An 18,826-nucleotide genomic window follows, 5' to 3' on the forward strand; every position below is an offset into this window, starting at 1 on the left:
GCTTAGACAAGATACTTATATTAGGTGATGGAAATGGAACAGCAGGGCGCATTTGAGCAATTAACCCAAAACTATCCTCAGCTTGAACAGCAATGGACAGCTGAACACCTGGAACAGTTGCACAAAGTAACAGCATTTAGTCGCTTCCTCACTGAACGACTAAACGCAGATCCGCAGCTTATTGAGCAACTGCCTAAGATGTTGAGTGACGATGAGCGCAGTGATGACTATCGTCAGCGATTAAAATTGGACTTAGCAGAGTGTCGTGATGAAGCGAGCCTAATGCGTCAGTTGCGATTGTTTCGTCATCGTGAGTTGTGTTGGGTTGCCTGGCGCGACATCAATGATATTGGGTCAGTTGAGCACAGTTTAAAGCATGTCTCTGAGCTAGCTGAATCCATCATCTTTGAGACCTATGCGTGGCACTATAAAGAGTGCTGTAAGCTATGGGGAACACCAACCAATCAGCAAGGTGAAGCGCAAGAGATGCTGATCATTGGGATGGGTAAGCTAGGCGGTGGTGAGCTTAATTACTCTTCAGATATTGATTTGATCTTTGCTTACCCTGAAAACGGAGAGACGCAAGGTGTGCGACGTAGCATTGCTAATGCTCAATTTTTTACTCGCCTTGGGCAGCGCATTATTAAGTCCCTCGATCAACATACAATAGATGGATTTTGTTACCGAGTAGATATGCGCTTAAGGCCGTTTGGGGACAGTGGTCCTTTAGTCATGAGCTTTGCTGCCTTAGAAGATTACTACCAAGAGCAAGGGCGTGATTGGGAGCGCTATGCGATGGTTAAAGCTAGGGTTATGGGGCGTGAAATGTACCCTAGGTATCAAGAACTTCGCCAGATGCTGCGTCCTTTTGTATTTCGTCGCTATATTGACTTTAGCGCCATTCAATCTCTACGCCGCATGAAAAGCATGATTACCGCAGAGGTAAGGCGCCGTGGCTTACAAAATAATATAAAGCTAGGCTCAGGCGGTATTAGAGAGATTGAATTTATTGCCCAGGTGTTTCAACTGATTCGAGGAGGACGCGAGCCAAGCTTACGTGGGCGAGGTTTGTTGCCAACTCTAGATGCTATAAAAGAGCAAGGATTACTTGAGGTTGAAGAGGTCAATGGTTTAACTCAGGCGTACCTGTTTTTACGCAAGCTAGAAAATCTGCTGCAAGCGGAAGAAGACAAGCAAACTCAAACCTTACCGGATACACCATCAAGACAATTGCAGCTTGCAACTGTGATGGGATTTGAATCGTATGCGGCAATGTTAGAACAGCTACAACAACATACCTCACACGTACATCAGGTCTTTGAGGATCTGATTGGAGGAGAAGACGAGCAACAACAAGGTGTCGAACCTGTATTTGTTGAGAGCTGGGCGTTAGCCAGTGATCAAGCCGCATTAGAGTCTATCTTCGATGAGTGTAAAGAGAAGCTAACAGAGAAACTCCCCTCTGAGTTGGCTCAAACCCTGCACCACTTTAAAAAAGAGCTAGGAAAGAAAACTCTTGGTCCTAGAGGTCGAGAGGTTTTAAATCGTTTAATGCCCAAAGTATTGTCTAGTATCTGCAATCACCCAGAAGGGGAGTTTGGCTTAGAGCGAGTGCTTAGTGTACTTTCAAAGATTATAACCCGCACCACTTACTTAGAGCTGCTTGATGAACATACAGCTGCACTCGAACAGCTGGTACGCCTGTGCACCGCAAGCCCAATGATTACTGAACTTCTAGGGCGATATCCGGTTCTGCTTGATGAGCTGCTCGACCCACAGCAGCTGTATCGTCCGATTGAATTAAGTAGCTATAAAGCTGAGTTGCGTGATTATCTAACCCGTATTCCTGAAGAGGATATGGAGCAGCAGATGGAAGCACTAAGGCAATTCAAGCAAACCTGTATCTTGCGTATTGCGGCTGCAGATATTGCGGGAGTCTTACCCGTAATGAAGGTGAGCGATCACCTAACGTATCTTGCTGAAGCAGTTGTAGAGCAAGTGATTAATCAAGCATGGTTTCAGATGAAGGCCAAGTATGGTGAGCCTAACCACCTTGATCAAGGCAAGGGGTTTGCAGTATTGGGCTACGGCAAAGTAGGTGGTTGGGAGCTGGGGTACAACTCAGATCTAGATGTAGTATTTGTCCATAATTGTCCAGTATCGTCCTATACCAACGGTGAAAAGAGTATTGATGGGCGACAGTTCTATCTGCGGTTTGCCCAGCGTATCGTGCATCTATTTTCAACTCGAACTGCCTCTGGCGTATTGTATGAAGTCGATACCCGTCTGCGACCATCGGGAGCATCTGGTTTGATGGTGAGCCCAATTGATGCATTTGATGATTATCAACAGCAAGATGCATGGACATGGGAGCATCAAGCCTTAGTGAGAGCCAGAGCCATTTATGGTGATGAGGCACTCGTTACAGAGTTTAATAATGTAAGGCGTAACGTTTTACAAACCGCTCGCGATAGCGATGACCTTAAACAGCAGGTTGTCGAGATGAGAGAGAAAATGCGTGACCATCTCGGTGGTAAGAAATCACAACGATTCATGCTCAAACAAGATCAAGGTGGTATTACTGATATTGAATTTTTGACTCAATATTGGGTGTTAAATTTTAGCCACGCTTATCCTGAATTAACTGTGTGGTCGGATAATGTTCGTATTTTGGCAAGCTTAGTTGATGCCGGATTATTGGATCAGCAACAGGCGACGCGACTTACCAGTGCTTATACTTTGATGAGAAATGAGATCCATCGGCGTAATCTATTGGATCTTGATGCGGACGTTTCATCTACTAAATTTGAGCAAGAACGTCTATGGGTTAGTGATGCATGGCGTCACTGGATGATGAGTTGACCTAAAATTCAGTGAATAGCACTAAAAGTCAAGTTGTTAGCTGTGCTAGAATTGCAGATAAATTTTACAGTTCGGAGTAACTATGAAACCGATTCTTCCCGATTATAGCAAAGCGGGTGTACTGATCATTGGTGATGTTATGCTAGATCGCTATTGGTACGGCCCTACGGGACGAATTTCACCAGAAGCACCAGTGCCTGTGGTGAAAGTAGAGAATAACGAGGAGCGTCCTGGTGGTGCGGCAAACGTAGCGATGAATATTGCAGCACTAGGAGGGGTAACTAACCTAGTTGGGCTGACTGGTATTGATGAGCCCGCTCGCGTACTTACTGAAAAGCTATCCGCGTTGAAAGTAAGCTGTGACTTTGTTTCGCTTCCGGACTACCCAACCATTACTAAATTACGAGTAATGAGTCGTGGACAGCAGCTGATCCGTCTTGATTTTGAAGATAAATTTAGCGACATTGATGAAGAAGCCGTGCTTTCACGTATGGATCTTTCACTACACAAAGCCAAAGCTGTGATTCTTTCAGACTATGCTAAGGGCGCACTTGAGCACTCTCAAGCAATGATTGCTAAGGCTCGTGAGGCGGGTGTTCCCGTATTTATCGACCCCAAGGGTGCAGACTTTGAACGCTATCGTGGTGCAACGCTATTAACGCCAAACATGACTGAGTTTGAGCATGTTGTAGGGCCTGTAGCCAACGATGAAGAGCTGATTGAGAAGGGCCTGGCTCTTGTTGAAAAATTTGATTTTGAAGCCCTGCTAGTGACTCGTAGTGAGAATGGCATGACCTTGATTCGCAAAGGTTGTGAGGCATTCCATCTGCCAACCCAAGCACAAGAGGTTTACGACGTTACAGGCGCGGGTGATACAGTAATATCTGTGCTTGCAGCATCAGTTGCAGCTGGAAAATCCTTACAAGAAGCGTGTGCGCTAGCTAATGCTGCCGCTGGGGTTGTAGTTGGTAAGCTTGGTACATCGACGCTTTCAACCATTGAGTTAGCAGAAGCGGTTCATGGTTCACAAGATACTGACTATGGCGTCATTGCAGAGTCAGCATTGATTGAAGCGGTACGTAAGGCGCAAGCCAAGGGTGAAAATGTCGTTATGACTAATGGCTGCTTTGATATCCTGCATGCAGGACACGTGTCCTATTTAAATCATGCGGCTAAGCTAGGTGATAGGCTGATTGTGGCGGTTAATACCGATGATTCAGTTAAACGGCTTAAAGGGCCAGCTCGTCCGGTTAACCCAACGGATCGCCGTATGGCAGTATTGGCTGGCTTAGGTGCTGTAGACTGGGTTGTGCCTTTCTCTGAAGATACCCCGCAACGCTTGATTTCCGAGATATTGCCTGATCTTTTAGTTAAGGGTGGTGACTACAAACCGGAAGAGATCGCAGGTGGTAAAGAGGTTATTGCCGCTGGTGGTAGCGTCGAGGTTTTAAACTTTGAAGATGGCTGCTCGACGACAGAGATTATCGAAGCGATTAAAGGCAAAAAATAAGTAGTGTATGTTTGTTGATTGCTGATAAAAATAAAAAAGGATGGCGAAAGCCATCCTTTTTTTATTTTTAATTAGCGAGTTAGCTGTCTTCTTTCGTTGCTGAAGTAGCAGGAATTAACCCAGTATTGATATCCAATACGTCTTGCTCACTTAGCGTACCAACGGCCTGTTTTAGCTGTAATACGCTGATCACGTAGTTATAGCGAGCATCTGATAGATTTCGTTTCGCCTCAAATACGCGACGAGTAAAGTCTAGAACATCAACGATAGTACGCGAACCTACTTCGTAGCCAGTTTCTACAGCGGCTAATGCAGATTCAGCGGATACTAGAGACTGCTCATAGGCTTTAATCGAGCCTAGGGTCGCATCGATGTTGTTCTTAGAGGCGCGAACAGTTTTTACTACTGAGCGGTAAGAGGCTTCTAGGTCTTCACTTACTGCCACATAGTTGTATTCAGCTTGCTTAACTTGAGCTGAAACATTACCACCGGTATACAGTGGCACTGAAAGGTTAATACCTAGGTTGTACTTGGTATCATCCACATCAGTAGTACCACTTAGGGTACCGTTGGCATAGCCTGCATCTGCATTGAAGGTCAATGAAGGCAGGTGACCAGAGCTTGCTAGCTTAATGTTGTCGCGAGCGATATCTTGATTGATACGAGCGGCCAATAAGCTCAAGTTTTCTGATTGAGCCTGTTCGACAAGTTTATCAGTAGATTTAGCAGCCGGTGACGCTGAGAAGCGTTTTACATCCAGCACATCGAGGTTGTTATGGCCTTGACCTGTGATTTCACGTAGTGATTCATAGCTGTTTACTAGGCTGTTTTTTGCAGTGACTTCTGCTGCAAGTACGCTATCGTATTCAGCTTGTGCTTCGTGTACGTTAGTAATTGCAGATAGACCAACATCAAAGCGCTGCTTCTCTTGGTCTAATTGGCGAGCAACGGCCTTTTTCTCTGCTTGAACAAACTCTAGGCCATCTTGAGCCCTAAGGACTTCAAAGTAGGCTGTTGCAACACGTAGAATCAGGTTTTGTTTTTGTGCAGCATAAGCGGAGTCTTGTTGACGCGCCTGCTTCTCAGAAGTTTCGAGAGTAACCCAACTAGAGCGCTGATACAGTTCTTGACTCAAGCCGACACCAGCGGTGAACGCATTGGTCTCTTCACCAAAATAACCCTCGCCATAGTTGTAGGCTGCAGTTAGTGAAATTTGTGGTAAGAGTGGGGCTCTTGAGGAAGATACAGCTTCGAAAGCTGCATCACGCTGCGCTGCTGAGCGAAGTAATTGAGGATCGTTATCTTGAGCTTGCTTGTATATTTCAGCTAGGTTTTCGGCCGAGGCTGAAATAGAAAGTGTTCCGAGCGAAGCTGCGATCAAAACAGATAGCACTTTTTTCATTTGTGGGCTCTTTCCTACTACTGAGTGTATGAAATTTAAATAAGCAGGTTATTGTACATCTTATTACTTAGCATACTACCAAAAACTAATAAAACTCCAATTCTGCGTCGAGTTACTGAGTAATTTATCAGCAATTAAAAAAAAACAGTAACTTTTATTTTTTAAGTTGATTAAAATGGGTGTTTTCTGTCCAAATATCAAGGATGTAAACGGATTATGAGCAAACGATATAGCTATCCAACATTCGCTACACAAGATGTCGAACTTATAGGTCAACAGTCTCTGTATAGCGGGTTTTTTACGCTTAATAAATATAAGTTTAAGCATAAGCTATTTAATGGTGGGTGGAGTAATATCGTTGAGCGTGAACTATTAGAAAGAGGTCATGCGGTCGCTATGTTGCCTTATGATCCGGTAAAAGACAGCGTTGTTTTGGTGGAACAAATTCGAGTGGGAGCTCTTAATCAAGCTCTGCCGTGGCAACTTGAAATTGTAGCCGGAATGCTAGATAAACCCAATGAGTCCCCAGCTGAAGTTGCCAAACGAGAAGCCATGGAAGAATCTGGTTTGGAAGTACAAGATCTGCAGCATATCACTGGATATTACCCATCGGCAGGCGGTTGCTCTGAGCGAATAGAGCTATTTATTGGGTGCGTAGACGCGCCTAATGAAGGTGGGGTTTTTGGTGTTGCATCTGAAAATGAAGATATCAAAGTGCATATTTTTAGCCGTGAGCAAGCCTATGAGCTGGTTAAAAATGGTACAATTGAGAATGCATCTTCGATTATGGCTTTACAGTGGTTGATGCTAAATTATGAACAGGTGAGAGCATCATGGCAAAATTAGCATCTAATAAGGAGTATCATGTAGACTTTGCAGGTCTTATGCGATTGTATGAGACTAATTATGCGAAGTTGAATGCATTACTTCCTGCAAATCATGAGGTTGGTGACGCTCGAACTTATCAGGTTCAATCACAGGTATATCAAATAAATGTGATGGAAGTGACCCGATACACCACCCTCGTTGATGTTTTTCAGTGTGATCAAGTTCCCGTTTTTCCACTTCCGCATATGACTGTACGCCTTTATCACGATGCTAAGGTTGCAGAAGTGTGTGCAAGTGAAAAAATGAGAGTAATACACGCTCGATATGACTACCCCAACGCAAGAATGATGCAAAAAGATGAAAAGCATCAGTTGAATCAATTTCTTGGGGACTGGTTGACATTCTGCTTGAAGATGGGAATTAGCCGTGAGCCGCTACTTTAGGTTTAGGCTTGAGATGAAATTAAACTTGGAATTTTAGACAGTGGAACCGCAATTGGTTGTGGCAGATGAATCTGTTCAGTTATTACAAATAACAGACATGCATCTCTTTGAGGATGGCGAAAGGACTTTGCTTAGTGTGAATACCGAGCAGAGCTTTTATGCTGTAATTGAAGATATCATAAAAAAACGACATAAATTTGATGCTATCGTCGCGACCGGTGATATCTCTCAAGATCATTCTATAGCTTCGTATGAGAAATTTATCCACGGAATTAAGCCGCTAGAAAAACCGTGTTACTGGCTACCGGGTAATCATGACTTTATTCCAAGCATGGGCGCAGTCTTGCCCCATCCTCAGATACAAGATTCGACTCACTTTTTAGCTGGTGATTACTGGCAGGTTATTTTACTTGATAGCCAGGTTCAAGGCTTGCCACATGGCTTTCTTGACGCTCAACAGCTAGAGTTTTTGGATAACAAGCTTGCCGAGCATTCACAACGTCATAGCTTGGTTCTACTTCACCATAACCCAGTAACTATCGGTAGTGCTTGGTTGGATCAGCATAGATTGCAAAAAGCCAAACAGCTGTGGGAAGTGCTTGATAGGCACTCTAATGTACGCACTGTGTTATCTGGTCATGTGCATCAAGAGTTTGAGAGTGAAAGGCACGGTGTTCGTATATTAGCGACGCCCTCAACTTGTATTCAATTCAAAGTGAACAGCAACGAATTTTCATTAGATAACCTTTCACCAGGGTGGCGTTCTCTAACGCTGCATAAAGATGGAAGAGTAGAATCACAGGTGTATCGCTTGCCAGATGGTAGCTTTGTGCCAGACTTTGATGCACAAGGTTATTAGCTCAACAGAGCCTAATTACATATTCGTAAGGTGATATAAAGCGGCATTAATGTCGCTTTATTCTATTAAGGGAGCCTATTTTGTCATCTAAACCTTCTTTATTGCTTTATTTACATGGTTTTAATAGTTCACCCTTGTCATTGAAGGCGGAGATTTTAAAGGCGTATTGCGCCGAGCACCGCCCGGATATCACTTTTGTTTCACCACAGCTACCAGTTTATCCGCAGCCATGTTTTGCGTTGTTGCGTGAACTGTGTGAACGCTACTCTACCGACTATCATATGGGAGTGGTGGGGAGCTCGTTGGGTGGTTATTTTGCCACTTGGCTAAAACATGAATACCCAATGAAAGCGGTATTGGTGAACCCCGCCGCCAAGCCTTATGAGCTGTTACAAGATTATCTTGGACCACAGGTAAACCCCTATACCCATCAACAGTACAACTTGCAGCCGCAGCACGTTGAAGACCTAAGAGGTATTGATGTCAAAAATCTAGCATCGCCACAAGATTTTTGGCTGTTACAGCAAACAGGAGATGAGGTTTTGGATTATCATCAAGCAGTAGCTAAGTATCAAGGTGCGAAACAGACCATAGAAGCGGGAGGCGATCACAGCTTTGTTGGCTTTGAACGCCACGCCAAAGAAATAATTGATTTTTTACAGCTTTAGTTTCCGTTTGCTTGATATATCAGCAAACTTCATTGTTTTTGGGATGTATTAACCGCGAAACTTGACAGGAAAGATTCAGATCCAGAGTATGATAGGACATCTTTTTACGTGAATAACTGCGACTCGATGGGTTTGGACAACCGGTTATTGCCGAGGTTCGAGTTGCTTGTACTTGCACAGTAAAACCTGATGCGTATCGCTTTAGGAATAATGCAAGATAACTTCAAGAGTATAAATTTCAGAATATGACAGAACAATATAACGCTGGAGCGATAGAAGTCTTAAATGGCTTGGAGCCTGTTCGTCGTCGTCCAGGAATGTACACTGATACGTCTCGCCCGAACCATTTGGGTCAAGAGGTTATCGATAACAGTGTCGATGAAGCTCTGGCCGGCCATGCCTCTAAGATACAAGTCACCTTGCATGCAGACCAATCATTAGAAATCACTGATGATGGTCGTGGTATGCCGGTAGATATCCACCCAGAAGAGAAAATCTCGGGTGTTGAGCTTATCTTTTGTAAATTGCATGCTGGCGGTAAGTTCTCTAACAAAAACTACCAGTTTTCAGGTGGTCTGCATGGCGTAGGTATCTCTGTAGTAAATGCTTTATCTAAGCGTGTAGAGGTTAAGGTTCGTCGTGATGGTCAGGTGTATGAGATTGCATTTGAGCATGGTAATAAGGTTCAAGAGCTAGAGGTTACAGGTACCTGCGGTAAGCGTAATAGTGGTACGAGCGTACACTTTTGGCCAGAAAAGCAGTATTTCGATTCAGGAAACTTTTCAGTTACTCGACTGGTCAATAATCTTCGAGCTAAGGCTGTGTTATGCCCAGGTCTTGAGATTACCTTTAACGATAAAGTAAATAATAAAGAGCATAAGTGGTACTACGAGAGTGGTCTAAAAGACTATTTGGCTGAAGGCGTTAAGGGCTATACGGTTTTACCTGAGTCACCATTAACCGGTGAGTTCAGTGGTGAAACTGAGGCCGCAGATTGGGCAATTACTTGGCAACCAGAAGGTGGTGAATTAATTACCGAGAGCTACGTTAACCTTATTCCAACAGCGCAAGGTGGTACGCACGTCAACGGCCTGCGTCAGGGGTTACTCGATGCCATGCGTGAATTCTGCGAGTTCCGCAACCTCCTGCCACGAGGAGTAAAGCTTACGGGTGATGACGTATTTGAGCGTTGTTCATATGTGTTGTCAGTTAAGATGCAGGACCCTCAGTTTGCGGGGCAAACTAAAGAAAGACTCTCTTCTCGTCATTGTGCTGCGTTTGTTTCTGGAGTGGTTAAAGATTCATTTAGCTTATGGCTTAATGAAATGCCACATATCGCAGAACAACTGGCAGAGGCTTGTATTGCCAATGCACATCGTCGTATGCGAGCGAGCAAGAAAGTTGTGCGTAAAAAGGTCGCCTCTGGACCAGCCTTACCAGGTAAGTTAACCGATTGCTCAGTGCAAGATTTGAATCGTACTGAGCTGTTTTTGGTGGAAGGGGACTCTGCGGGAGGTTCAGCTAAGCAGGCTCGCGATCGTGAGTTTCAAGCGGTTATGCCATTGCGCGGAAAAATCCTCAATACTTGGGAAGTCGCCGCTGATCAGGTACTGGCTTCGCAAGAGGTACATGATATCTCGGTTGCACTAGGTATCGACCCTGATAACGATAATCTTAATAGTCTACGTTACGGCAAGATCTGTATCCTAGCGGATGCGGACTCGGATGGACTACATATCGCAACCCTATTATGCGCTCTATTTACGCGTCACTTCCGAGCGTTAGTTAATGCAGGACATGTGTATGTAGCTATGCCGCCTCTGTATCGAATTGATTGCGGTAAAGAGGTATTTTACGCGTTAGATGATGATGAGAAAGATGGCATTATCGATCGCTTAAGTAAGAAAAGAGCCAAGATCAATGTACAACGCTTTAAAGGTTTGGGTGAGATGAATCCACTCCAATTGCGTGAGACTACTATGGATCCTAATACTCGCCGTTTAGTGCAGTTGACCATAGATGATGATGAGCAAACCATGGAAATGATGGATATGTTGCTTGGTAAAAAGCGTGCTGATGACCGTCGTCATTGGCTGCAAAGTAACGGTGATATGGCTGAGGTATAACAATGTCTAACGAAATTACCTATGACGGCGTTGAACAACTGCCAATGCGCAAGTTTACAGAAGACGCTTATCTGAATTATTCAATGTACGTCATTATGGACCGTGCATTGCCTTATGTTGGAGATGGTTTAAAGCCTGTTCAGCGTCGGATTATCTATGCGATGTCCGAGCTTGGCTTAAGCGCATCGGCTAAATATAAGAAATCTGCGCGTACGGTTGGTGATGTTTTAGGTAAATATCATCCACATGGTGATACCGCGTGTTATGAAGCAATGGTATTGATGGCACAGCCATTTACCTATCGCTACCCTTTGGTTGACGGACAAGGTAACTGGGGCGCTCCAGATGACCCTAAGTCCTTCGCCGCAATGCGTTATACCGAATCTAAGCTGTCTAAGTTTGCCGAGGTATTACTTGGAGAGCTAGGCCAAGGAACCGTAGATTGGCAGCCAAACTTTGATGGCTCGATGAAAGAGCCGCAGATGCTACCTGCGCGACTACCTCATATACTATTAAACGGTATTACAGGTATTGCGGTTGGTATGGCGACTGATATTCCTCCGCACAACGTGCGTGAGGTTGCCAATGCTGCAATTGAATTGATTGATAATTCAAAGGCTGAGCTTGCTGATGTAATGCAATATGTTCAGGGCCCAGACTATCCAACTGAGGCTGAGATCATCTCGCCTAAGTCTGATATTGAAAAGATCTATCGTACTGGACGCGGTTCAATCAAGATGCGCGCTGTATGGCATAAAGAGAGCAGTGATATTGTTATCACCTCGCTTCCGCATCAAGTTTCAGGCTCTAAGCTTCTTGAACAAATCGCAAATCAAATGCGAGCTAAGAAGTTACCTATGGTTGATGATCTAAGAGATGAATCTGACCATGAAAACCCTACACGCATCGTGGTTGTGCCTCGCTCAAATCGTATTGATTGTGATCAGTTAATGAATCACTTGTTTGCTTCGACTGATCTCGAAAAAAACTATCGTGTAAACCTCAATATGATCGGTTTGGACAAGCGCCCTCAAGTAAAAGGCCTGGTACAGATCTTAAGAGAGTGGGTTGAGTTTCGCCGTCAAACGGTGCGTAGCCGTTTGCAGTATCGCTTAGATAAGGTGTTAGCAAGGCTGCATATCCTTGAAGGCTTGTTGACGGCATATCTCAATATTGATGAAGTAATTGAGATTATTCGTAGCGAAGATGAGCCTAAGCCGGTGTTGATGCAACGCTTTGAGCTGACCGCAATTCAAGCCGATGCCATTCTGGATACCAAGTTACGTCAATTAGCCAAACTTGAAGAGTTTAAGATCCGTGGTGAGTTGGATGAGCTTGAGAAAGAGCGTAAGCATCTAGAGCTACTGCTTGGTTCTGAGCGCCGTCTTAATACCCTGATCAAGAAAGAGATTAAGGCTGATGCGGAGAAGTTTGGTGATGACCGCCGTTCGCCGATAGTCGAGCGAGCAGAGGCGCGTGCGCTTACTGAAAAAGACTTGCTACCGAGTGAGCCTATTACTGTTGTATTGTCTGAGAAAGGCTGGATACGTCACGCTAAAGGGCATGAGGTAGATGCATCCTCATTGAACTATAAGTCTGGTGATAATTATCTAACTTCCGCTAAAGGAAAGAGCAATCAACAAGCCATTTTCTTAGGATCTGATGGTCGAAGCTATGCCCTTGAATCTCATACCTTACCTTCGGCTCGCAGCCAAGGTGAACCGATTACGGGACGATTAAATATTTCGACAGGCACTACGATTCGTCAAGTATTGATGGGTGAAGAGGACCAATTATGGCTGGTAGGGTCTGATGCTGGGTATGGTTTTGTGTGTAAGGGCAGTGACCTTGTATCGAAAAACCGCAGTGGTAAGGCGTTAGTTAACCTGCCACAAGCCTCTGAAATTATGCAGCCTAGCCAAATAGGTAACCTAGACCAAGATGAAATCTTGGCTATTACCAATCAAGGTCGCATGCTGTTATTTGCGATTAAGGATTTGCCACAACTTGGTAAAGGTAAAGGGAATAAAATCATAAATATTCCTTCTGCTAAGTCAAAGGCGCGTGAAGAGTTTTTATCTCACCTCACGGTTATTCCTGCTGGAGCCTCTATCACGCTATATGCCGGTAAGCGTAAGCTAGGATTGAAGCCTTCGGATCTCGATAATTTCCGTGGTGAACGTGGCCGAAGAGGTGCAATGCTACCTCGTGGATTGCAAAGGGTTACAAATATAGAATTGGATTGATACCCATCAAAGATTCTAACGCAGTTAGCGAGTGTTTTAACAAGCTAGAATGACCTGCTATTTAGTAGGATTGATATCATAATCTGACACAAAAAAAGCCGAGTAGCATGATGAACTCGGCTTTTTTATATTTCGTGTATTACGATTGTGGTGTATTGATGGTGCGAATATCTTCCCCTACTGTGACGGGGATAGTGAGCTGCTGGCCATCGCGAATGACTAAGATATTGACCTTAGTTCCCGGCCTTGCGTCGGTGATTACATCCATAACATTTTCTCTGTTATCGGCTGTGGTTTCGCCTATCTTGACGATAACATCACGTGGCTTAATTCCGGCTTTGTCGGCAGGACCGTCGGCCTCAACTCGAAGCACAACAATACCGCTGCTAAAGTTCCCCAGTAGCAAGCGATTAGTCATAGGGCTGATATCGTGGCCATCTACTCCGATATAACCGCGAATGACGCGCCCATCAGCGATGATCTTACGCATGATCTTTAGTGCAAGCTGGTATGGGATAGCAAAGGATATACCATAGGTTTCGAGATCAGTGGCCTGTTGAAAAGAAGAGGTATTGATACCAACCAGATCACCGGTGCTATTGACCAATGCGCCACCTGAGTTACCCGCATTAATTGCAGCATCGGTTTGCAATAGTGCTTGTCTGCCATCACTACTGATAGATGAGCGACCCGTTGCTGAGATAATTCCCAGCGTAGTCGTTTGACCTAAGTTATAGGGGTTGCCTATCGCCAGAACAACATCGCCCACCTTAGCTTGATAATCTGGATTGAGTGGGATTATTGGTAGATCGGAGAGAGATATTTGCAGTACAGCGATATCGGTTCTTTGATCTTGCCCAACCAGTTGTGCGCTGGCAATTCGTCCATCTTGTAAGGCTACGATCACTTGATCGGCTTTGGCGATGACATGATAGTTGGTGATGATGTAGCCTTTCTTACTGACGATAACCCCAGAACCTAAGCCTTGAGTCTTCAGTTTTCGGCGATCATCTTCTGAATATTGACGGCTATATATATTGACCACCGCAGGCCCTGCTCGACGAACCGCTGTATTAAATGACATGGGCGTATCAGGGGTTTGTTGGGTGTGAGAAGGAGAGGGCTGAGGAAGTATCTTATTACGAAGATTGGGAACAATAGCGATAACAATCGCCGCAGCAAGCAACCCGAGTAGTGTCGAACGTAATAGAAATTTCAGCATAAATATCTCAATAATTTAGAGCAAGACTTAAGCATAACACTCTATTTTAATTAAATAAAAGGGAAGCAGTGTGCTTCCCTTATGACCTCTAAATAGCAGGGATTATCGGACTACGATAATTATCTTACGGTCACCACGTAGTACGTTCAACGCCAATACACCGTCGGTTTTTTCAGTGATCTTACGTAACTCGCCAAGATTACTTATAGGCTTACGGTTAACGCCAACAATGATATCACCTTGCTCAAATTGATAAGATTGAGCTGGAGAGCCATCGGCTACTGAGGTTACTTTTACCCCTTTGGCTTTATCACTCTTGCTGGTGTTACTTAGCTCAGCACCAGCGAGTCCTTTATGAATCAACTCAGCTTTTGTTTTCTGTAGTTTGGATTCACCGAGGGTGACATTAAAGGTCTTCTTATTCCCGTCTCGAATAACCCCTAGGGTAATCTTCTTGCCTGCGCCTAGCGTTGCAACTTTAGCTCGCAGTTCACCAAAGGTGTTGATGCTTTTACTATTGAGTGAGGTAATAATATCGCCGGCTTGTAGGCCTGCTTTTTCAGCGGCGCTATCAGGCATAACTTGATTAACAAACGCGCCTTTGCTGGATTCATAACCTAAGGCATCTGCTAACTCAGAGGTGATCTCTCCACCTTGTACGCCAAGCATACCGCGCTTCACTTCACCATGCTCTAGGATTTGGTCGGTAAGGTTTTTCATCATGTTAGATGGAATAGAGAAACCAATGCCGATATTACCGCCATTTGGACCTAGGATTGCAGTATTGATGCCGATCAGTTCACCTCTAAGGTTAACCAATGCACCACCGGAGTTGCCGCTATTAATCGCTGCATCTGTTTGGATAAAGTTCTCGAGGTTTTCAAGGTTTAACCCACTGCGTCCTAGTGCGGAGACAATACCCGATGTTACTGTTTGACCAAGCCCAAATGGGTTACCTATTGCGACAGTAAAGTCGCCTACTCGTAGCTTATCGGAGTCGGCTAGTTTTATCTGAGTCAGATTCTTGGCTTTTTTCTCTAGCTTAAGCAGGGCGATATCCGTCATCTTATCGCCACCAACGAGCTCCGCTTTATATTCTCGACCATCGGTTAACTGAACCTTGATAGAGTTAGCGTTATTAATGACATGGTAGTTGGTGACAATATATCCCTTGTTGGCATCAAGGATAACGCCTGATCCTAAACCTCGAAAAGGACGCTCTTGAACTTGATCAGCTGGGAGTTCATCACCAAAAAAGAAGCGGAAACTTTCTGGGATACGTTGCTTAGAAACCTGCGTACCCTCAACGGCAATGCTTACAACTGCGGGTGAAACCTTCTCTAGCATAGGTGCAAGGCTTGGAAGTTGTTGCCCTTCAATCTGAGTTGGAAGCGCAGCACTGGCTTGCAGTGGTGTGATGATGGAACTAATACTTAGTGCAACAATAGAGAAAGCAAGCAAAGGTTTTTTCATCATAATCTCCTTTCACAATAAAAAATCGACCCCTGAAACAATTGATTTAGGAGGCTACTAAGGTGTACGAAAATATATGACCTGAAAAACCAATGCCAGTTCATTTTTAACCCTAAATTTTTATAGGGTTAGTGCTATTTATGAGGTTAAAGCCAAATTAAGACGCCTTGACTGCTTCAGGGGCGTCTAAGATTACCTTCTCTTCCTCTTTTAGCATGCCTGTGGCGCCTTTGGCATAGTCTTTTGGTTGAGCACCAGAGTCCGCCTCAGATTGACCTTGGTCTGTGTTCTGAGTCTCGAGTTTTTTGGCAAACGGGTTATCTTGCTCAGGCGTATTTGGAAGCAGTTCGTTTGAGGTAGCTGCCATATGCTCATATAGCTTACGATATTCCTTACCTAAACTATCTAACATTCCTGCGGTGTCAGAGAAGTGGTCAGTCAGGTCCTGACGTTGTTGTTCTAGCTTAAACTTTGAGGCTTCAAGTTCTTTTTGTAGCTCTTTTTGTTTCTGGTATTGCGGAGTCGTAATGCGGGCAATGATAATTCCGATGATGATACCTACAAATAAGCCGATGACTGCATAAATCCAAGGCATAGTCTTTCCTTTTGTTATCTTGTTAACAATCGAGTTACAGTGTCCTTACACCTTAACTTACCCCATGCTACTATGGAAAGCCTTACCAATAAAGAATCTAGTATTAACTATTGTTATCTATGACCCCTTTACAAAAATATAAGCAAGACATAGACAGGCATGGTTTTCAGTATGACGCGAAGCAATTTAAAGCGGTAGAAGCATTTGAGCATCTATTTCAATGCTTTACTGAGGTGCAAAATCAACAGCCACAAAAAATATCTACATGGCGTAAGTGGCTTAGTAAACCAAAGCCGGTTGATGCGGTGCAAGGTTTGTACGTCTGGGGCGGGGTAGGTCGAGGTAAAACCTATTTGATGGATAGTTTCTATGATCTACTACCAACAGAGCGTAAATTGCGCCTGCACTTTCATCGCTTTATGTATCGTGTGCACGATGAACTCAAGAGCCTAGACAAACAAAGTGACCCATTGGAGTTGGTAGCCGATAGATTTAAGCAACAGACCGATATTATCTGCTTTGATGAGTTTTTTGTATCAGACATTACCGATGCCATGCTGTTAGGCACGCTTTTTCAAGCCTTGTTTGCTCGTAATATTACCCTGGTCGCGACCTCAAACATTCCTCCTCATCTATTATATAAAAATGGATTGCAGCGAGCTCGATTCCTACCAGCTATTGAGCTAATTGAAAGTAATTGCGCAGTTCATCAGCTAGATAGCGACAATGATTTTAGATTACGTACCCTTTCACAAGCTGAGTTGTATCATTACCCCTTAAATGATATCGCCAGTCAAAACCTTGAGCACTATTTTCAGCGGCTTAGCGGCATAGAGGTAGAGCAGGGCGTTGGGGTTAAGTCTATAGACATAAACCATCGTGTTATTGAAGTGAGCAAGGCCTACAACGGGGTGCTGATGGCGAGTTTTAAACAGCTATGTCAGAGCGCAAGAAGTCAGAATGACTATATTGAGCTGTCGCGAGAGTACCATACAGTTCTACTATGCGATGTACCGCATATTAAAGCCGATAAAGATGATGCAGCAAGGCGTTTTATTGCCTTAGTTGATGAGTTCTATGAGCGTAATGTATGTCTTATTATCTCAGCAGATGTGGCACTAAATGAACTGTATGCAGGGCAGCGCTTAGGGTTCGAATTCGAACGCTGTCAGTCAAGGCTTACGGAAATGCAAAGTCTGGCTTATCTTGAACGAGAGCACCTTGCTTAAAGAGAAAATGGATTTAAATAGTGGTTAAAAAAGTCTCAAATAGGATTGCGTTTTAGGCTTACTCGGGTATAATCCTGCGACCCACCGTTACTGCAGGTGATTTTCTTTATGGAAATTGCCAAAGAGTGCCACCACTCGAAGGGGTGATGAATGGGCTCTTAGACAGTGGGAGCAATTGCTCCTTATTGGTTTAAATTCAAATATAACGGGTTATTATTAGCATGAAAACATTCGTTGCTAAACCAGAAACAGTAAAACGTGACTGGTATGTTGTAGACGCTGAAGGTAAAACTCTAGGTCGTCTTGCAAGTGAAATCGCTTCTCGCCTACGCGGTAAGCATAAAGCTGAATACACTCCTCATTGTGACACTGGTGATTACATCATCGTTGTTAACGCTGAGAAGATTACCGTAACTGGTAACAAGGCTAAAGGTAAAGTGTATTACCGTCACTCTGAATTCCCAGGTGGCCTTAAGTCTATCACTTTTGAAAAACTGATCGACAAGAAGCCAGAGATGGTTATTGAACTAGCTGTTAAAGGTATGTTACCACGTGGTCCTCTAGGCCGCGCAATGTACCGTAAGCTAAAAGTATACGCTGGCGCTGAGCACAACCATGCTGCTCAACAACCACAAGTACTAGACATCTAATTGGGGATTATGGAAATGGCAGAGAATCAATACTACGGCACTGGTCGTCGCAAAAGCTCAGCTGCTCGTGTTTTCATCAAACCGGGCGCTGGTAACATCGTAATCAACAAGCGTAGCCTTGATGAGTACTTCGGTCGTGAAACTTCTCGCATGGTTGTTCGTCAGCCACTAGAGCTAGTTGAAATGATTGAAAAACTTGACCTATACATCACTGTTAAAGGTGGCGGTATTTCTGGTCAAGCTGGTGCAATTCGTCACGGTATCACTCGCGCTCTTATGGAGTATGACGAGTCTCTACGCCCTGTATTACGCTCAGCTGGTTACGTTACTCGTGACGCACGTAAAGTTGAACGTAAGAAAGTTGGTCTACGTAAAGCACGTCGTAAGCCACAATTCTCGAAGCGTTAATCTTTCTTTACGAAAGAGCAATGCTCCAGTTTTTACTGGAATTGTGTTGGAAAAAGCTCGGTTTTATACCGAGCTTTTTGTTTTTTTAAAAATAAAAAATCCTTTCTATATAACCCCTTCCACCTTCAAGTTATCACTTTTGTGCTTTTTGTGACCTATGCTCTGATTTTGTTTACATATGTTGTGAAAAGGTAGCTTTATCTTGTCTTGAAGTAACACTTTCTTTATCATTTCTCCCCATAAAAATAGAGATATTGCTCTGTTAAAAGAGTAAATCTATCCAAAGGAGCAAATGGGAGAATGTT

15 protein-coding genes are annotated in these 18,826 nt (G+C 44.1%); 11 read left to right on the top strand and 4 right to left on the bottom strand.

Annotated features, from left to right (window positions below):
- Window positions 1–33 precede the first annotated feature (33 nt).
- Together glnE and hldE are read left to right on the top strand one after the other, a co-directional pair.
- Window positions 34–2,862, top strand: coding sequence for a bifunctional [glutamate--ammonia ligase]-adenylyl-L-tyrosine phosphorylase/[glutamate--ammonia-ligase] adenylyltransferase (gene glnE / locus OCU28_RS01545; protein WP_261816619.1), 2,829 nt, complete (start codon window positions 34–36; stop codon window positions 2,860–2,862).
- An 82-nt stretch (window positions 2,863–2,944) separates the two neighbouring features.
- A complete protein-coding gene (gene hldE / locus OCU28_RS01550) occupies window positions 2,945–4,372 on the top strand; it encodes a bifunctional D-glycero-beta-D-manno-heptose-7-phosphate kinase/D-glycero-beta-D-manno-heptose 1-phosphate adenylyltransferase HldE (RefSeq protein WP_261816620.1) in 1,428 nt (475 codons plus the stop codon).
- Window positions 4,373–4,451: 79 nt separating this feature from the next.
- On the opposite strand, the gene tolC is transcribed toward hldE, so the two are convergent.
- On the bottom strand, window positions 4,452–5,774 hold the full coding sequence (gene tolC / locus OCU28_RS01555; protein ID WP_261816621.1) for an outer membrane channel protein TolC: 1,323 nt from the start codon (window positions 5,772–5,774) through the stop codon (window positions 4,452–4,454).
- Window positions 5,775–5,990: 216 nt separating this feature from the next.
- On the opposite strand from tolC, the gene nudF reads away from it, so the two are divergent.
- The 6 genes from nudF to parC all read left to right on the top strand — a co-directional run bounded on the left by nudF (window position 5,991) and on the right by parC (window position 12,944).
- Window positions 5,991–6,620 carry an ADP-ribose diphosphatase gene (gene nudF / locus OCU28_RS01560; protein ID WP_261816622.1) on the top strand — a complete coding sequence of 210 codons (630 nt, stop codon included), beginning with the start codon at window positions 5,991–5,993 and terminating at the stop codon, window positions 6,618–6,620.
- Window positions 6,608–7,045 (top strand): DUF1249 family protein, encoded by a 438-nt coding sequence (locus tag OCU28_RS01565; RefSeq protein ID WP_261816623.1) that lies wholly within the window; start codon window positions 6,608–6,610, stop codon window positions 7,043–7,045. The genes nudF and OCU28_RS01565 overlap by 13 nt, the downstream gene beginning before the upstream one ends.
- A gap of 40 nt (window positions 7,046–7,085) precedes the next feature.
- The gene (gene cpdA, locus OCU28_RS01570; protein ID WP_261816624.1) at window positions 7,086–7,904 is read left to right on the top strand and encodes a 3',5'-cyclic-AMP phosphodiesterase; all 819 of its coding nucleotides are present in this window, start codon (window positions 7,086–7,088) and stop codon (window positions 7,902–7,904) included.
- Window positions 7,905–7,984: 80 nt separating this feature from the next.
- A complete protein-coding gene (gene yqiA / locus OCU28_RS01575) occupies window positions 7,985–8,572 on the top strand; it encodes an esterase YqiA (RefSeq protein WP_261816625.1) in 588 nt (195 codons plus the stop codon).
- A 245-nt stretch (window positions 8,573–8,817) separates the two neighbouring features.
- Window positions 8,818–10,698: a DNA topoisomerase IV subunit B gene (parE, locus tag OCU28_RS01580; RefSeq protein ID WP_261816626.1), complete on the top strand. Its 1,881-nt coding sequence runs from the start codon at window positions 8,818–8,820 to the stop codon at window positions 10,696–10,698.
- A 2-nt stretch (window positions 10,699–10,700) separates the two neighbouring features.
- On the top strand, window positions 10,701–12,944 hold the full coding sequence (gene parC, locus OCU28_RS01585) for a DNA topoisomerase IV subunit A (protein WP_261816627.1): 2,244 nt from the start codon (window positions 10,701–10,703) through the stop codon (window positions 12,942–12,944).
- A 139-nt stretch (window positions 12,945–13,083) separates the two neighbouring features.
- Here parC and degS read toward each other — a convergent pair whose 3' ends face one another.
- The 3 genes from degS to zapG all read right to left on the bottom strand — a co-directional run bounded on the left by degS (window position 13,084) and on the right by zapG (window position 16,234).
- A complete protein-coding gene (gene degS / locus OCU28_RS01590; RefSeq protein WP_261816628.1) occupies window positions 13,084–14,166 on the bottom strand; it encodes an outer membrane-stress sensor serine endopeptidase DegS in 1,083 nt (360 codons plus the stop codon).
- 102 nt (window positions 14,167–14,268) lie between these two features.
- The gene (locus OCU28_RS01595) at window positions 14,269–15,639 is read right to left on the bottom strand and encodes a Do family serine endopeptidase (RefSeq protein WP_261817407.1); all 1,371 of its coding nucleotides are present in this window, start codon (window positions 15,637–15,639) and stop codon (window positions 14,269–14,271) included.
- A 157-nt stretch (window positions 15,640–15,796) separates the two neighbouring features.
- Window positions 15,797–16,234, bottom strand: a complete 438-nt coding sequence (gene zapG, locus OCU28_RS01600) for a Z-ring associated protein ZapG (protein ID WP_261816629.1) — start codon at window positions 16,232–16,234, stop codon at window positions 15,797–15,799.
- Window positions 16,235–16,353: 119 nt separating this feature from the next.
- Between zapG and zapE the strand changes: the two genes are divergently transcribed.
- The 3 genes from zapE (at window position 16,354) to rpsI (ending at window position 18,521) form a co-directional block, all read left to right on the top strand.
- Complete coding sequence (zapE, locus tag OCU28_RS01605; protein ID WP_261816630.1) at window positions 16,354–17,463, top strand: cell division protein ZapE; 1,110 nt, start codon at window positions 16,354–16,356, stop codon at window positions 17,461–17,463.
- Between the two features lie 221 nt (window positions 17,464–17,684).
- Entirely contained in the window at window positions 17,685–18,113 is a 429-nt protein-coding gene (gene rplM, locus OCU28_RS01610) for a 50S ribosomal protein L13 (protein WP_261816631.1), read from the top strand.
- A gap of 15 nt (window positions 18,114–18,128) precedes the next feature.
- On the top strand, window positions 18,129–18,521 hold the full coding sequence (gene rpsI, locus OCU28_RS01615; RefSeq protein WP_261816632.1) for a 30S ribosomal protein S9: 393 nt from the start codon (window positions 18,129–18,131) through the stop codon (window positions 18,519–18,521).
- Window positions 18,522–18,826: the final 305 nt, after the last annotated feature.

This window comes from Vibrio gallicus, assembly GCF_024346875.1.
GTDB classification, from domain to species: domain Bacteria; phylum Pseudomonadota; class Gammaproteobacteria; order Enterobacterales; family Vibrionaceae; genus Vibrio; species Vibrio gallicus.

Coding starts and splice junctions, on each gene's coding strand:
- rpsI (WP_261816632.1), top strand. CDS start 18,129: ATGGCAGAGAATCAATACTACGGCACTGGTCGTCGCAAAAGCTCAGCT.
- degS (WP_261816628.1), bottom strand. CDS start 14,166: ATGCTGAAATTTCTATTACGTTCGACACTACTCGGGTTGCTTGCTGCG.
- OCU28_RS01565 (WP_261816623.1), top strand. CDS start 6,608: ATGGCAAAATTAGCATCTAATAAGGAGTATCATGTAGACTTTGCAGGT.
- rplM (WP_261816631.1), top strand. CDS start 17,685: ATGAAAACATTCGTTGCTAAACCAGAAACAGTAAAACGTGACTGGTAT.
- parC (WP_261816627.1), top strand. CDS start 10,701: ATGTCTAACGAAATTACCTATGACGGCGTTGAACAACTGCCAATGCGC.
- tolC (WP_261816621.1), bottom strand. CDS start 5,774: ATGAAAAAAGTGCTATCTGTTTTGATCGCAGCTTCGCTCGGAACACTT.
- zapG (WP_261816629.1), bottom strand. CDS start 16,234: ATGCCTTGGATTTATGCAGTCATCGGCTTATTTGTAGGTATCATCATC.
- zapE (WP_261816630.1), top strand. CDS start 16,354: ATGACCCCTTTACAAAAATATAAGCAAGACATAGACAGGCATGGTTTT.
- nudF (WP_261816622.1), top strand. CDS start 5,991: ATGAGCAAACGATATAGCTATCCAACATTCGCTACACAAGATGTCGAA.
- OCU28_RS01595 (WP_261817407.1), bottom strand. CDS start 15,639: ATGAAAAAACCTTTGCTTGCTTTCTCTATTGTTGCACTAAGTATTAGT.
- glnE (WP_261816619.1), top strand. CDS start 34: ATGGAACAGCAGGGCGCATTTGAGCAATTAACCCAAAACTATCCTCAG.
- hldE (WP_261816620.1), top strand. CDS start 2,945: ATGAAACCGATTCTTCCCGATTATAGCAAAGCGGGTGTACTGATCATT.
- parE (WP_261816626.1), top strand. CDS start 8,818: ATGACAGAACAATATAACGCTGGAGCGATAGAAGTCTTAAATGGCTTG.